Origin of the sequence: Beduinella massiliensis (genome assembly GCF_900199405.1) — a bacterium.
Taxonomy (GTDB): Bacteria; Bacillota; Clostridia; order Christensenellales; family Aristaeellaceae; genus Beduinella; species Beduinella massiliensis.
Genome location: NZ_LT963430.1, coordinates 1,395,605 through 1,410,780, shown reverse-complemented (window position 1 = coordinate 1,410,780; position 15,176 = coordinate 1,395,605). Strand labels below are relative to the sequence as shown.

Sequence of the window (15,176 nt, the reverse complement as noted above, 5' to 3'; positions counted from 1 at the left end):
CCGTAGAATCGGAGCCGCAGTGGCTTCTCTTGCGCATGCCAACGCTTTACTTTTTCATCTGCCCTCGGGCAAAGTCTTCATCCGCCAGCTTGCAGTACTGCTGGATCAGCTCAATCTCATGCGGGTCATAGGGCTTGAGGTTCGGACGGTAGAGGTCATGGAACCACACCTTGAAATCGATATGCTCGCCCTTTCCCGCTTCATAGCTCTGCCACATACCGTTCCACGGTTCATAGGTCTGATACAGTCCTGCAACAAATCCCCAATTCAAGCAGCCAATCTTCATCAGATAGAACAGCGGGAACATTTCCTCCACGGTATTGTGGAGCATACGCGCCAGCCATTCCGTGTTGATAATCGGGCGCTCAAACTGTTGAAGGTATCTGATCAGCTTAATATTTTCGTTGTAATCCGAGTAACAGTGATAGGTAATAATATCGCTGTTTTCAGCGATATACTGTTCAACTTCCGTCAGGTAATTTTCCTGTCCTTTGTGACCCAAATGCTTCCACAGGCAAGAGGTGATGGGCTGAGACGGATTGACCTCACGCGCGACCTCAAAGAAACGCTTCACGTTCGGCAGGCTGACGCTCTCACGATTGCTGTTGCCAGCCTCGTTGTACAGATCCCACACACAAATGCGCGGATCATCTTTATACTTTTCCATGATCTCTCGTACCCACACCTCATGGCGTGCCATGATTTCCGGCTCATCCATGATGTGATACCCCATCTCGCCGAAGTGTTGGTGCTGGGAGAACTTGCGTCCACCATGATAGCCCCAGTCGTAGTGCTGCTCGCCAAGCTGAAGCGGCTTCCAGAATTCGTTCTTGGGCGGCATGCAGTCATTGCCGAAGACAACCATCGAAGAGATTCCATACTTCCACGCTGTGGCCAGATAACGGTCAAAGCGCTCCATGAACCCATCGTGATCCTGATCCCAAACGATAAACTCCGGAATGATACGTATGGTGTTGAATCCTGTTTCTGCGGCAAGCTTCAGCTCTCGATCTGCGGTTTCAAGGCGCTTCTCAAAGCCCAGCGCCTGCCACTGGTCGATGCGGTTTGCGCAATCGCTTCCCATAAAATTACAGCCGCGCATCCACGTTCTGTCGTCATACCATTTCCACGCCTTTTCTTTAGACCAAACATCGTTCATCGTGTGTTTCCCCCCTTGCTGCAGTCCGCCTACGGCGGAACCTTAACGTGTTTGATTCATTATACCAAAGCCATCTTTTCGGTAACAAGGTTCAAGTATTGTCAAATCGGCCGTATTTTTGTGCTGATTCTCGCAATCAGCGCATTGCTTCATGGGCACTTTTGCCGAACCCAGCCATGCCTTGTCAATTATAGGGGTAAAAAGACAAGATGTAGGGAATTGAGACAGCCTCACGTTCTGTGTACAATGAAAGCTAAAGGCACATAAGCCACGAAGTGCTCGTCAGGAGGTTTTTACATTGAAAGATACCCTTCTGCTCACCGGCTTTGGCTACGAAGCCGAAATTTGTGCGCAGCGCGGCGCCAATTTGGTAGCGCTCAGAAAACCTGAACTGGGTATGGACGTGCTGCGTACGCCGCGGACGCTGGATACCTTTTTTCAAACCAATCCGTACCTATGGGGGATTCCCATTTTGTTTCCCCCCAACCGTATCTCCGGTGCATGCTTTGAGTTTGAAAGGCGCGAATATCGCTTCCCCATGAATGAACCGGAAATCGGAAACTTTATCCATGGTGTGCTGCACGAAACCGCCCTCCCATGTATCCGAAGCTCACCCACCGAAGCCGAATTCCTTTTTGACGCCGACGAAACGCATCCCTACATGACGTTTCCACATGCGTTTCAAATGCGCGTCCTCTACCGCCTGACGCCGGACGGAATCCAGCAGCGTATCTCTATTACCAATTGCTCCGCAAGCAATATGCCTGTCGCGCTCGGGTTTCACACCACCTTCCGGCTCCCCTTTGTTTCCGAGGGAGACGTGCAGGACGTGCGCCTTTGTCTGGGCGTCGAGCGGGAGTATGTGCGAAATATGGATACCTTTCTGCCGACAGGTGAAGTGCTGTCCGAATTTCCTTTGCGCAGCGCACTGCTGGAAGGCACCGTCGTTCCCGCAAACCATACGCTCAGCCGCCATTATGACATGGACAGCTCGCGCCGGATGATTCTCAAGGACGCCGCCAAGCAGATGCAGATCGTTTACCAGGCAGACGAGTCCTATCGGTTTTGGATGGTTTACAACGGAGGAAGCAAGGATTTCCTATGTGTGGAGCCGCAGACATGGCTGAATAATTGTCCGAATGCGCCGTTTGACCGCAAGGCAATGGGCTTCCGCTTCATTTGTCCAGGGCAGACGCTTACGTATAAAACGTCAATATCCCTGCAGCGTATGTGAGACTTCCGCAGCAGTCCTTGACCTCAAAAGCCGCGTTCCCCGAGGATAGAACCCCATTTTATTCAAATATGATCTGCCTGCACCGCCCTCTCTTCCTCCGCATCCTGCTCAGGCACCCAATCATCCTCAAAGTGTATCGCCACCCCGGCTCTTTCAAGCGCCTCTTGCAATACCTCAATGGACAACTTTGGAAGCGAAACACTATGTTTAACCGCCATCGCTGCGGCAGTCCCCGCCGCCTGTCCGGTCAAAATCGCTGGCGGGATGACGCGGAGCGCATCCCATCCCCATCCAGAAGCGCAAGCGCTTCGGCCGCAGGTAATCAGGTTATCAAAACCCGTTCGCACCAGAGAACCGTACGGCACTTCATACAGGCGGTCGCGGTATTCAAAGTCGCAAATTACACCGACCGATGTGCCGCAATGCCGGTAACATCCTTCTGCGGTGAACGTCTCGTCTCCATCAATACAGCGTGCCGTTCTCAGCTGCGGCATGGTCGGCAACATGTGAATATTACGCGAAAACCGTGGCTTCAACTTTTCCTTTGCCAGCATTTCCAATTGATTGTCTTGCAGATAGCGGTTTACTGTATCAGGATCCGTTCCTTGATAAAGAGGAAGCTCCTCAGGATGATTCCCGCCATGCAGGTCAGACGTTCCGCCATAAGGATGGGTATAGGCCCAGTAAATATTCTGCGTAGCCAGAGCCTTTTCACAGCCCTGGAGCGTAATACCTTCCCCATAATAGGTGTGATAATTTGCGCCTTCCACAGTAGGCACGCCTGCCCGGCAAAGAATCTCTGCGTCCCCCGTAGCATCCACGATCATCTTGGCGCGATAAAACCGTTTTTCTGCGCCGCTTCTTAGAATCACCCCTAGACAAACCGATCCCGCCATGACGGCATCCAGGACCGTTGCGTCGTACAGAATAGTCACCCCCGCATCTCGCAGAAGCTCCAAAAGCTGCAATGCAAACATACCGCCCGAAAACCATCCTGCACATCTGGCCTTTGTGGGCCCTTCGGGCTCTCCGTGTTTCCACTCCGACGGCAGCGTGTCAAATCCGTATCGTATCGAGAGCCGCAGCAGCTCCTCGGCAATGCCGCGAATTATCATGCGCCCGCGCCCATTGCATAGCGGTACCCAAAAGTTCACGATACCGCCAGTCGCTAAACCGCCTAGGCAGCATTGCTTTTCAACCAACAATACCCGTTTCTCGTGGCGGGCTGCCGCCAATGCAGCAGCAACCCCCGCCACGCCGCCGCCCGCCACCAGTACATCGTATTCTCCAAAGAGTTCAATCTCTTCATTCCACTTGATCGTTTCTATAACGTTCCCCTTCCTTTCAGTCCAGGTTGGCTTCAGCTCAACAGCTTCTCGGCAGCAAACCGGCATTCATCTTTGCCCCAAGGGGGAAGGCTCCTCCCTTGGAGCAATTCTTTTCGATCGGCTGATTACAGCCACCCCAACTTTCGGAAAAAATCGATCTTTGTGTTGCAGGGATCCAGTTCGAGCAGAGCATTCATCTCTGCCGTAGCCTCCTGATTTAACCCCTTCTTGCCCAACACGCAAAGCACATAGGCGTCAATCTTGTTCATACGTGTGATATCCAGCTCACTCGGCAGCGGTGCTGCCATCCCCACACCGAAGTATCCAAAACGATGGCAGCTTGCAAGCCCTGCTTTCCCCTGCGCAAGCATTCTGGTAAATTCAGCTTTTGCCTCGTCCACCTTGCCGAGCTTCTCCATCGCCTTGGCAGCAAAGAAGCTCATCTCGGTGATCTGACTCGGTTGAGCAGCAGCCATCCGATATGCTTCTATCGCTTTTTCCGAATGGTGCATCGCATCATACACCAGCCCGGTATAATAGTAGATGTTCCCTTCCTGAGCGCTGTAATGACGGCCTTCGCCGTAGTTTGCCGGGTAAACCAGCCCGGCCTGGAGCCATTCAAGCGCTTTTTCAAGGTCGCCAGCCTTCATTGCTTCGTCTCCCAGCAGGGTATAGAGCCATCCGTGATGCCGGGTCAGCTTGCCTTCGCCGCCTTCATAGATGTTAAATCGCTTGCTGAGCAGCAACTCACGGGCCTTCATGTACTGACCAGCCTGCGTGTACAGGATAATCTCATCGAGGAAGCAGTCGTCACGGCTGCGCGCCAGATCGCCATGCGCCTCAAGCAAATCAATTCTGTCCTCGACGCTGGCCTTCATGTTCTTCTTCATCTGTAAAAGCTCGTACAGAATTCTGGCGTTGTCCGGGGCAAGCGCGAGCGCTTCTTCGAGCAGCCGCAGTGCATGATCCGGCTGTTCCATGTGATCGAAATACGCCTGAGCCAAACAGCGCTTGGAATATGCGTGCTTCGGATTCAGCCGCACCGCCCGTTCCCATGCCTCCACTGCCGCAGCATAGTTCATGCGGTCATAATATAGGCATCCCAGCAAATACTGCGCCTGCCACTCCCAACGGCGGAGCGCCGGGATATCTTCCAGACGGTTCGGAAAACAATAGTCCAGATCGCAATACTTTGGTTCTTCCCCTGTGAGGTTCGCCAGATGGTAGTACAGCATCTGTGTGGGTTTCGTGCAAGCGTTCAGCGCGGCAACCGCCTCCTTCCTGAGTCCAGCGTGAGCCAGATCCAGGGCGATATCCGTCATATCCTCGCTGCGTGAGAGAATAAAGTCGCTCAGGGTTTCTCCCGTCAGCAGATGCAGACAGAAACGGCTTAGGCCATCCTGCGGAGCCTGAGAGAGAATCGCGCGCAACGCCTGCTCATCCTTGGTGATGTAGCCGAGAAGCGCCCGGGCGGCATAGTGACGTGCATTGGTTTCCAGGCACAGATTTAGGTGTTCAATGGCCTGCTCCTGATCCCCACGAATCAGATCAATGCAGGCAATCTCATAGTAGCTTGGGCTACGCCACGCGTACTGCCACGCTGCCTGCCAGAATAGGTCATATGCACGGTCCATATTGCCCGCCAGGCGTTCCAAACGCGCCAGTTGATAGAAAACCTCGGTATCCGCTGGATTGTCGTTGCGCATCTTGACCTTCGCATTCGCTGCTTCTAGACAGACCCGGGCGTTCACGTAATTGCCCTTTTCTATCCAGGATCGGCCCATCGCAAGATTGCTGCGCAGGTCGGTCGGGTCGCGGCGCAGCGCCTCAAGGTAGTAATCCTCTGGTACGTAGGTATGATGTTTATACTGCTCCAGATGTGCGCCATGCAGAACCAGTTCTTCAATGCTCTTTACATCCTTGGGGTCAGGCGGTATCTGACGTGCTTCGGGCGGCTTCTTACCGGAAATGTCTATGGGATGATAGCTGAGCAGCTCCTTTCCGGAGGCGTCCAGCATCGTCAAACACAGGTCAGTTTCCTTTGCACCTTCAGGCATCCTGCGTCTATCAACATATGCTTTATCCGGAGAGATATCGACCCCATTCTCGAGGATGACCTCTCCTTTACAGGTCAGGCGGATCTTTGCCGCACCGCGCTCACGGGTTGTCAGCGCGCCGAGCTGGATGTTTCCTTCCCTTACCGTCAGGCTCAGTGCCCCTTCCTTAGAGGCATTTTTCACTTCCCCAATGGTGTGAATCGGGAACCACACCTGAGAGAATACCTTTGTCTCCCCTGGCATGATATACGTAAAGTCCGGTTGATTGTCGGTGTATACACCGGTCATCAATTCGATATACCGATCGCCGTTATCGGTGAGATTCGCGCACCACGCACGGCCAAAAGCCCCGTCGCCCCACGTCCACATTTTCTTTCCAACGCTGGTGTGGTGGTTGGAAACCGTGACTGTGCCGGCATCCGCTGCAAAATCGTAGCCGCCGATGAAGTTCATGGCGCTCTGTCCACGCATTATCATGACGGAGGTTGGGAGCTTGATATTGCTGAACCACGTCGCATCGGTACCCTCACCGTAATCAAAGGGACGTGCAGTTTTGTATACGCCCTTCATCACCGGAAATGGCACCACTGCACGGCGGTCGTGGTCATTGCCATACGCGACATCCGGCGGAAAGGTCGCCTTATACTGCGAATGGACGCGCACCGCCAGATTGTTCCACCACATGAATGGCAGCGGATTGTCGGTACGGTTGTACACCACAGCCTTGGCTTCCACATAGCTGCATCCAGGATATACCGTAATGCCCACCATGCCACGCATGCGATGAAATGGCTCGGCCTCACCCATCCAGACTGTGATGGAACCATCTTGGTTTTTTTGTGTTGTTACCTCTGTCGGCAGAAAGGTAGTCGGCCGATGATGCTGTGGCCAGTTGAACTCAACGCCGCCGCTGACCCACGGGCCGGCAATACCGACCATCGCAGGCTTGATGACTGTGTTCTGATAGATGAATTCATAGTGATTATGCTTGTTAACAGCCCCATGAATTTTGCCCCCCAGTTCGGGCAGTAGAATGACTTTCACGTGCTCATTTTCAATGGTATAGGCGTCGTAAACCTTGTCCGCCCGCTCGTTTGATAGTTGGTCGGTATAGGGAACGGGATAAATACGGCCCGTAGCGCCTTGATACGCTTTCTTTTCAAGGAAGAACGGCAATGTGTTCGCCGCGTGCGGTTGATAGGTCGGGATATGCATCGGTTCATGCGTTAATTTAACAGACACAAATAACAACCCCCTGTTACACTGATTTCATTAAAATCAGTATAACAGGGGGCTTCTTGTGTCTCAAGCCAAGGTTCTTTCTCTTTTCCGCCGAAAATTATCGTTGACATTTACCGCAAAAGCTTTTATGATTTGAGTTTACTCTTTCGGCAGATCATCGATATTCAGCCGTTCTTGAACCAGCTGAATCATCTCTTCCTTCGTCTCACACTGGGAAAGTTCAACCATGCGCCGTAATCGATACTTAATGGCATTCTCAGAAGTATAGCATTCCTCGGCAATTCGGTGGTATGGCGTTCCATCCATCACCCCCCGTAAAATAGCAAAATCAATCGGAAGGCAATGGGAAATCAAATTCTCCAACATGAAAATCCGACGCACATTTTCATCTGTGTAGAAGCCGCTCTGCCCTGGCATTGCCGGCAGCGTCATGCGCGGGGGTTCTTTCTCATACGGTACGTTGCCGGTCGATTCCCATGCTTCAATTGTACCGCGTACCTTTGCATGAAGCCCTGTGATGGTTTCATTCTTTCTCAGGATGTTGTACAGACGGACGGCATTGTGCCCGATATCCGTAAAATTCAAAGATGCCGTCGTGATGCGCGGATGCACAAGCTGAGAAAGCCGCGTTTCGCCAATGCTGACAAGGTACATTTCCTCCGGAATTCGAATATTGTGTCTTTTCAAATGGTCCTGTAACTGGATCGCAATGATATCATTCGAGCAGATTACCGCATCAAATTCTCGTATTCTGCGATAGAAACGGTCGCATGCTTCTCGCAGATCTCCATCATTATGGAAAATTCCTTCCGCATTTCCGCCGTGGCGAAACACGTATTCACAATAGGTCTGTTGCTTGGTTAAATCATTGATCGAATTGGGATGAATGCCAAACAGGGCCACTCGTCCTCGATTCATCTGCGTCAGATAACGAAACAGATCACAGATACCCTGGTTGTAATCCATAGAGATGGTGCTTACGCTTATGCTTCCATCCGGCGGCGGTGCCGTCATCATGATGCAGTGGATGCCTGTATGGCTTAAACGCTGCACCGTTTCCGTCATCCAATTCACCAAAGAACCCACCAGAATCAAGAGCGGACGTGCTTGGGTAAGCACGCGCTCAAGCGCAGCTTGATCGCCCACAGGCACTTCTACCAGCGTTCCTTTATTGCGGGAGACTTCCTTCCTAATCCCCTGTATGCACTGGTTGCACCAATGCGTTCCGGCAAAGGTGGGTTCCACCATCATATAATAGCGGACAGCTGCCACAACACCACTCTTTTCGCTCCATTTTTGCAAGCAGTATATCATTTCCTTATGGGTTTGTCAAAGCAGGCAGCGCTGCACAACGTCATGCAGCGCTGCCTATCAATATTGAAGAAATTCTGGGTTACAGGTCGAATTTCGCCATCAGCGTGGCATACAGATTCGCAGGATCGCTTCCTGCCAGCAGCCTCTTGCTCTCCTGTTCCTTGCCCTGCAGGTTTTTCAACGCAAAGCCACAATGGTAATTGCACGCCCACGTGCGCATCGTCGGTGCGTCTTCAAGAAACGAGATGAAGAAAGGCGTCGTTTTAAAGAAGCCCGGATCACGGGTCTTTCTGGCTTTTTCCCACTTCTGATAATGCCTGGCAGCATATTCAATCGCAGCTGCTTCCTGTCCCAGTTGGCGATGTGCCATCGCCTTGTAGCAAGGCAGTTCCGGCAGATGCATATCTGAAAAGGAATCCTGCGGATAATCGCACACGAAACGCAAGCAGGTAAATGCCTCTTCCTCGTGCCCCATTTGCTTTAAACAAATTCCCTCGTAGAGGCGATGCGGAACCAGCAATACCTCATTCCACATGCCCGCGCCGAGATTGTCCGGCAAAACCTGCGCGGCACGGAAGTGCGCAAGCGCCTTCTCGACGTTGCCATTGTGCAGCGCTGCGCGTCCGAGCGCATGGCATGCGAACATGTACTGCTCAGCGACGCTATGCTCGCCTCCCTCGCAGGGAATAAACGTGCGCTTCGTCATTAGTTCAAGAACCTCTGTCCACTTGCCCGCCAGATTGAGCGCACGAGCGTGTTCAACAGCGAGATCATCACGGGCATCGCATACAGGAGAAGCATTCAGAAAATCGATGACCTCCTGCGGCGGTAAAGCAAGCTTAATCATCACATGGGCCGTTTCCCAAGTCAGATGTGCGTCGCTGGGATTGAGCGCTAAAGCGCGGCGCAGCAGCGCATAGCCCTCGTGCTTCCTCTCCATATGGCTATAGCACACCATGCCCAGGCACCGCATCGCCTGCCTGTTTTCAGGCTCACGCTGACACAGCGATTTCCACAGTTCATAAGCTTCTTGATAGTTTCTATGATGATAGCAAAGGCAGCCCAGGCCAAACGCCGCCTTGCCGCTTTGCGGCGCATGCTTGATCACGGCACGAAGAACTGCTTCTTCCCCAGCTCGTGTAGGATATGTATGACCAAAGTCCAGCGTTTCCGCCTGCTGCATCGCCGCTTTTCCTCCATCTGTATCCAAGCCAAGAATCGCAGCACGCGTATAGGCTGTCATAACCACAGGTTCATTCAGCGCATCCAGCAAAGCAACGGCGTACTCTTTTTCTCCAAGCTGGAGGAGATCAAAAGCAACATCCAACGCCAGTTGGCAAGGATCGCTCTTTCTGCCATTGATAAAGCGCACGTCGCCTTCATAATAAGACTGGAGCGTTAGGGCAAGCATGTCCTGCGCATCCATCGCAAGCGATGTCTCCAATGCAGCCGCAGCTTCCCCGTCCTTACCCTGATGGCGAAGCGCCACAACAAGCGCAGCGCGGGCAAGCGCGTTATCACTATCGGTACGCAACGCCTCTCGTGCATGTTCCAACATTTTTTCGTAATTCTGCCTGCGCCCATCCAGCGCAGCAATGCGCGTCATCGCGCGGCTTCGCGCATCCAAGTTCCAGTAAGCACGGTAATAAGCGTCGTACGCATCGTCCTCGCGTCCCAGCCCTTCGAGAATCAGGCCAAGCGTATAATCCAGCCGTCCACTTTCAGGATGAAAATTCCAAACGGTCATTTCTGCTCGACAGCGTTGGGCGTACTCAAGCGCCATCTCGTATCGGCCATTTTTCCATTCATATTCTGCCATTGCCAATAAAGTCGGAATGTGCTTGGGGTCACGACAAAGTGCCTCTCGATAATACGCATCAGGCCTGACTGCCGGATCTCGATATTGATCCACGTGCAAACCTTGAATATACAACTCCTGTGCGCTGCCGCCTTCATTTAGGGGAGGCAAAGACGGCAACGGATCGGGTATGATCGTATCATCCGCTGGCATCAGTTTGTCCGCAAGCAGCACTTGGCCTTCCGCTGTCTTCAAAATCACCGCTGCCGCCGGATTGCAGGGAACAAATACAGGCTGACACGGTTGAGCGCTGACGTTATGCGTCTTACCGCCGCAGAGCAGCATACCGTTTTTAAGCGGCCTTGTCGTCTGCAACCATACGCCATTTTCAGCGAACCGAACAGCCGCTCCCTGCTGCGCAGCATCCGGCACCCCCATCGCCCCTATGGGATACCAGCGCTGTGAGAACGTCTTTGTTTCGTATGGCTCAAGCCAGCCGAAGTCCGGCTGATTGGACGAATAGCTGCCCGCCATCAGTTCTGCATATTCGCCATCCGTATCTGTCAGTGCATGTTCCCAACTATGTGAAAGTTGATTATACGCCCAGGTAAACATCTTTTTTCCAATGGACAAGTGGCGATTTGCGACATGAACGACGCCGCGCTGCTTGCCTGCATCGTAGCCGCCGAAGAACTCCCGCTTCGTTTCACCACAGAAATACGAAGTAGGCTGAATCGTATTGCGATGCAGACGGATATCCACGCTGTTATCTCCTATTCTGATACCGTTATACAAACCGGATGCCAGCGGATACGTCGTTACATTTTTGCGATAATGGAACTGCACATAGCGCACATCATGCGGAAAAAAGATGCGGTATTCCTTGTTTACAGGCACCGCCGCATTCTCCCACCACAGGAAAGAATGCCGTTCCGGCGTACGGTTGTATACACGCATCAGCGTATCAATCGCTGCTTCATCCGGCGCCAGACGCACGCCCACCATGCCCTTCATGCGATCAAGGGGCTCGTGCTCGCTCATCCAGACGGTTGCAGCGCCACGTTCATCATACTCAATGGAATAGTCCGTCGGCATGAACGTAGAAGGCCGATGATGACAAGGCCAGTTGAACTCCACGCCCCCAGAAATCCACGAACCGAGCAGGCCGATCAAAGCTGGCTTGATGACATGCTGACGGTAGAAGAAGTAATAGTCGTTTACTTTATCATACGCTTCAAAGATGCGGCCGCCAATCTCCGGCAGAAGCAGCAGACGTAAATAGTCATTCTCCAAACGAACGACCGTATACTCCTTCATCTCGGGCGTGTCTCTATTTACATCACACACCACCTGATTGGGATAGGGATTACCGCTACTACGTTGATGCACACGACTTTCCGCAAATATCGGATGACTCACCGCTTGCGGCGCTGGATAGGTAGACAGCCAGATTTTCTCGACGATTGCCTGGGTTTTGAGCATAAGCTTCCTCCATGTAACGCGGTGATTCGCGTTTGTTATGCTCATTTTACTATGATATCAAAAGACCGAAAAGCAAAATTTGTACCGCCATTTTGCTGTGCATCTTTTCAAACTGTCTTTTTACCTCCGCTATTTGCGCAATTTCCTATTAAAAAAACAAACGCCGACACTGAATCAATGTCGACGTTTGTTTTGGCTCCCCAGGTAGGGCTCGAACCTACAACCCTTCGGTTAACAGCCGAATGCTCTGCCATTGAGCTACTGAGGAATATGGAATCCGGCAGCGACCTACTCTCCCGGGCCGTCACCAGCCAAGTACCATCGGCGCATAAGGGCTTAACTTCTGTGTTCGGTATGGGAACAGGTGGATCCCCTTCGCCATTGCCACCGGAAATCTCTCAAGGTCTTCGTACCTTGAAAACTGCACACCCAGCCTTCCAACATCTCGTGCTCTTCAACCAATCTCGCTTTTCCGTACTCTCGTACGCTCTTTTACGTTGGCCTCTTCTAAGTTTCTCTCGCAGCTCTTTTCAGCCGCTTCTTAGATCAAGCCCTCGACCGATTAGTATCATCAAGCTCCAAACATTACTGCTCTTCCACCGATGACCTATCTCCTGGTAGTCTTCCAGGGGTCTTACTTCTTTCGAATGGGACACTTCTTCTTGAGGGGGGCTTCACGCTTAGATGCCTTCAGCGTTTATCCCGTCCGCACTTCGCTTCCCTGCTGTGCCGTTGGCACGACAACAGTTGCACCAGTGGTGCGTCCACTCCGGTCCTCTCGTACTAGGAGCAGCTCCTCTCATGTGTCCTACGCCCACGATGGATAGGGACCGAACTGTCTCACGACGTTCTGAACCCAGCTCGCGTGCCGCTTTAATTGGCGAACAGCCAAACCCTTGGGACCTCCTTCAGCCCCGGTATGCTACGATCCGACATCACGGTGCCAAACCTCCCCGTCTATGTGGACTCTTGGGGGAGATCAGCCTGTTATCCCCGAGGTAGCTTTTACCCGTTGACCGACGGCAATTCCACTCTATACCGCCGGATCACTAAGTCCTTCTTTCGTACCTGCTCGACTTGTCAGTCTCGCAGTCAAGCACCCTTCTGCCTTTACGCTCTTTGAATGGTTTCCATCCATTCTGAGGGTACCTTTGAGCGCCTCCGTTACTCTTTCGGAGGCGACCGCCCCAGTCAAACTGCCCGCCTGACACTGTCCTTCCGCCGGTTCACGGCTTGAAGTTAGAATTTCAATAACAGAAGAGTGGTATCCCAACGGCCGCTCCACGAAGACTGACGTCCTCGCTTCTTAGCGTCCCACCTATCCTGTACATCCGTTATCAAAATCCAATGTCAGGTTACAGTAAAGCTCTACGGGGTCTTTCCGTCCAGTCGCGGGTAATGTGCATCTTCACACATACTTCAATTTCACCGGGCCCCCTGTTGAGACAGCTCACAAGTCGTTACGCCATTCGTGCGGGTCGGAACTTACCCGACAAGGAATTTCGCTACCTTAGGACCGTTATAGTTACGGCCGCCGTTTACTGGGGCTTCGGTTCTCTGCTTCGGGTTTCCCCTAACACTTCCCCTTAACCTTCCAGCACCGGGCAGGCGTCAGCACCTATACGTCAGCTCTCGCTTTCGCAGATACCTGTGTTTTTGCTAAACAGTCGCTTGTGACTATTCTCTGCGACCTCTTTCGAGGCACCCCTTCTCCCGAAGTTACGGGGTCATTTTGCCGAGTTCCTTAACAGGGGTTCTCCCGTCCGTCTCAGGATTCTCTCCTCGCCCACCTGTGTCGGTTTCCGGTACGGGCACCTTCAGGCTCACTAGCAGCTTTTCTCGCCAGCGTGAACTCAGACGCTTCGCTACTTATTTTCGCTCCCCGTCACGCCTCAGCTTTTAGGACTGCGTACTTCACTACAGCCCAACCTCGACGCTTGGACGCGGTTGACCATCACCGCGCTCGTCTTATCCTTCTGTGTCACTGCTTCGCTCAATCGCCTGTCGGTGGTGCAGGAATCTCAACCTGCTGTCCATCGCCTACGACTTCCGTCCTCGGCTTAGGCCCCGACTTACCCTGGGTGGATGAACCTTCCCCAGGAATCCTTGGGCTTTCGACGCCCATGTTTCTCGCATGGGTCTCGCTACTCATACCGGCATTCTCTCTTCCATGCAGTCCACTGGTGCTCCCGCTCCAGCTTCCGCCCGCATGCAATGCTCCTCTACCGATGCTTACGCATCCCGCCGCTTCGGTGTTACGTTTTAGCCCCGTTACATCTTCGGCGCTGAACCACTCGACCAGTGAGCTATTACGCACTCTTTAAATGTGTGGCTGCTTCTAAGCCAACATCCTGGTTGTCTCTGCAATCCAACATCCTTTTCCACTTAACGTATACTTTGGGACCTTAGCGGACGATCTGGGGTGTTCCCCTTTTGACCGCGGAACTTATCTCTCGCGGCCTGACTCCCGGACATCAATTGTGCGGCATTCGCAGTTTGATAGGGTTCGGTAAGCTTTGTGGCCCCCTAGCCCATTCAGTGCTCTACCTCCGTCAATCTAATCCGAGGCTAGCCCTAAAGCTATTTCGAGGAGAACCAGCTATCTCCGGGTTCGATTGGAATTTCTCCGCTATCCACAGGTCATCCCCGCCTTTTTCAACAGACGTCTGGTTCGGTCCTCCATGAAACTTTACTTCCACTTCAACCTGCCCATGGATAGGTCACCCGGTTTCGGGTCTACGTCATGCAACTCGACGCCCTCTTCAGACTCGCTTTCGCTTCGGCTTCAGACCTTCAGTCCTTAACCTCGCTGCATAACGTAACTCGCCGGTCCGTTCTACAAAAAGTACGAGATCGCACCTTTATCGTGCTCTCTCTGCTTGTAAACACAGGGTTTCAGGTTCTCTTTCACTCCCCTCCCGGGGTTCTTTTCACCTTTCCCTCACGGTACTATGCGCTATCGGTCACTGGATCGTATTTAGCCTTGGAGGGTGGTCCCTCCTGCTTCCCACCGGATTTCTCGTGTCCTGCGGTACTCTGGTACCGGCTAGCCGTGTCCGCCTTTCGCTTACGGGGCTCTTACCCTCTCTGGCGGCGCTTTCCAGCGCTCTTCTTCTAAGCTTTCACGTACATGTCGCCGGCCCACAACCCCAGCCGACCGTAGTCTGCTGGTTTGGGCTCTTTCCCGTTCGCTCTTCGCTACTTAGGAAATCGATGTTTCTTTCTTTTCCTCCGGGTACTTAGATGTTTCAGTTCCCCGTGTGCCCTCTCCCCAGGCTATCTATTCACCTGGGAGTGACGGGACATTGCTCCCGCCGGGTTTCCCCATTCAGATATCCACGGATCTAAGCCTGCTTGCGGCTCCCCGTGGCTTTTCGCAGCTTGCCACGTCTTTCTTCGGCCTCCAGTGCCATGGCATCCACCCTGTGCCCTTAGTATCTTGATCGTCTTTCATACTCTCGTATGTTGAGAATCTTTCCTGAGACCAACTGCAAAATTGTTTCGCAACTGGTTGTTTTCTTCACAAGATGTTTTCCATCTGGTTGTGCAGTTTTCAAGGTGC

Annotated in this window: 6 protein-coding genes, 1 tRNA gene and 2 rRNA genes; 1 reads left to right on the top strand and 8 read right to left on the bottom strand. The window is 52.7% G+C overall.

Translation table 11 applies throughout. The annotated features are described in order from the left end of the window. Positions 1-46 precede the first annotated feature (46 nt). The gene (locus C1725_RS07005) at positions 47-1,159 is read right to left on the bottom strand and encodes a glycoside hydrolase family 2 TIM barrel-domain containing protein (RefSeq protein WP_146009180.1); all 1,113 of its coding nucleotides are present in this window, start codon (positions 1,157-1,159) and stop codon (positions 47-49) included. 298 nt (positions 1,160-1,457) lie between these two features. On the opposite strand from C1725_RS07005, the gene C1725_RS07000 reads away from it, so the two are divergent. Continuing rightward, complete coding sequence (locus C1725_RS07000) at positions 1,458-2,393, top strand: aldose epimerase family protein (protein WP_102410925.1); 936 nt, start codon at positions 1,458-1,460, stop codon at positions 2,391-2,393. A 62-nt stretch (positions 2,394-2,455) separates the two neighbouring features. Here C1725_RS07000 and C1725_RS06995 read toward each other — a convergent pair whose 3' ends face one another. From C1725_RS06995 to C1725_RS06965, 7 genes are all read right to left on the bottom strand, one after another. Continuing rightward, positions 2,456-3,787, bottom strand: coding sequence for an FAD-dependent oxidoreductase (locus C1725_RS06995; RefSeq protein WP_102410924.1), 1,332 nt, complete (start codon positions 3,785-3,787; stop codon positions 2,456-2,458). 59 nt (positions 3,788-3,846) lie between these two features. Further along, the gene (locus C1725_RS06990) at positions 3,847-7,020 is read right to left on the bottom strand and encodes a DUF5107 domain-containing protein (RefSeq protein WP_102410923.1); all 3,174 of its coding nucleotides are present in this window, start codon (positions 7,018-7,020) and stop codon (positions 3,847-3,849) included. A 138-nt stretch (positions 7,021-7,158) separates the two neighbouring features. After that, a complete protein-coding gene (locus C1725_RS06985) occupies positions 7,159-8,322 on the bottom strand; it encodes a substrate-binding domain-containing protein (protein ID WP_346026433.1) in 1,164 nt (387 codons plus the stop codon). A gap of 91 nt (positions 8,323-8,413) precedes the next feature. Then, the gene (locus tag C1725_RS06980; protein ID WP_346026432.1) at positions 8,414-11,614 is read right to left on the bottom strand and encodes a DUF5107 domain-containing protein; all 3,201 of its coding nucleotides are present in this window, start codon (positions 11,612-11,614) and stop codon (positions 8,414-8,416) included. A 193-nt stretch (positions 11,615-11,807) separates the two neighbouring features. Further along, positions 11,808-11,882 (bottom strand) — tRNA-Asn (locus tag C1725_RS06975). Between the two features lie 7 nt (positions 11,883-11,889). Next, positions 11,890-12,006 (bottom strand): 5S ribosomal RNA (rrf, locus tag C1725_RS06970). Positions 12,007-12,156: 150 nt separating this feature from the next. After that, a 23S ribosomal RNA gene (locus C1725_RS06965) occupies positions 12,157-15,059 on the bottom strand. Between the last annotated feature and the right edge of the window lie 117 nt (positions 15,060-15,176).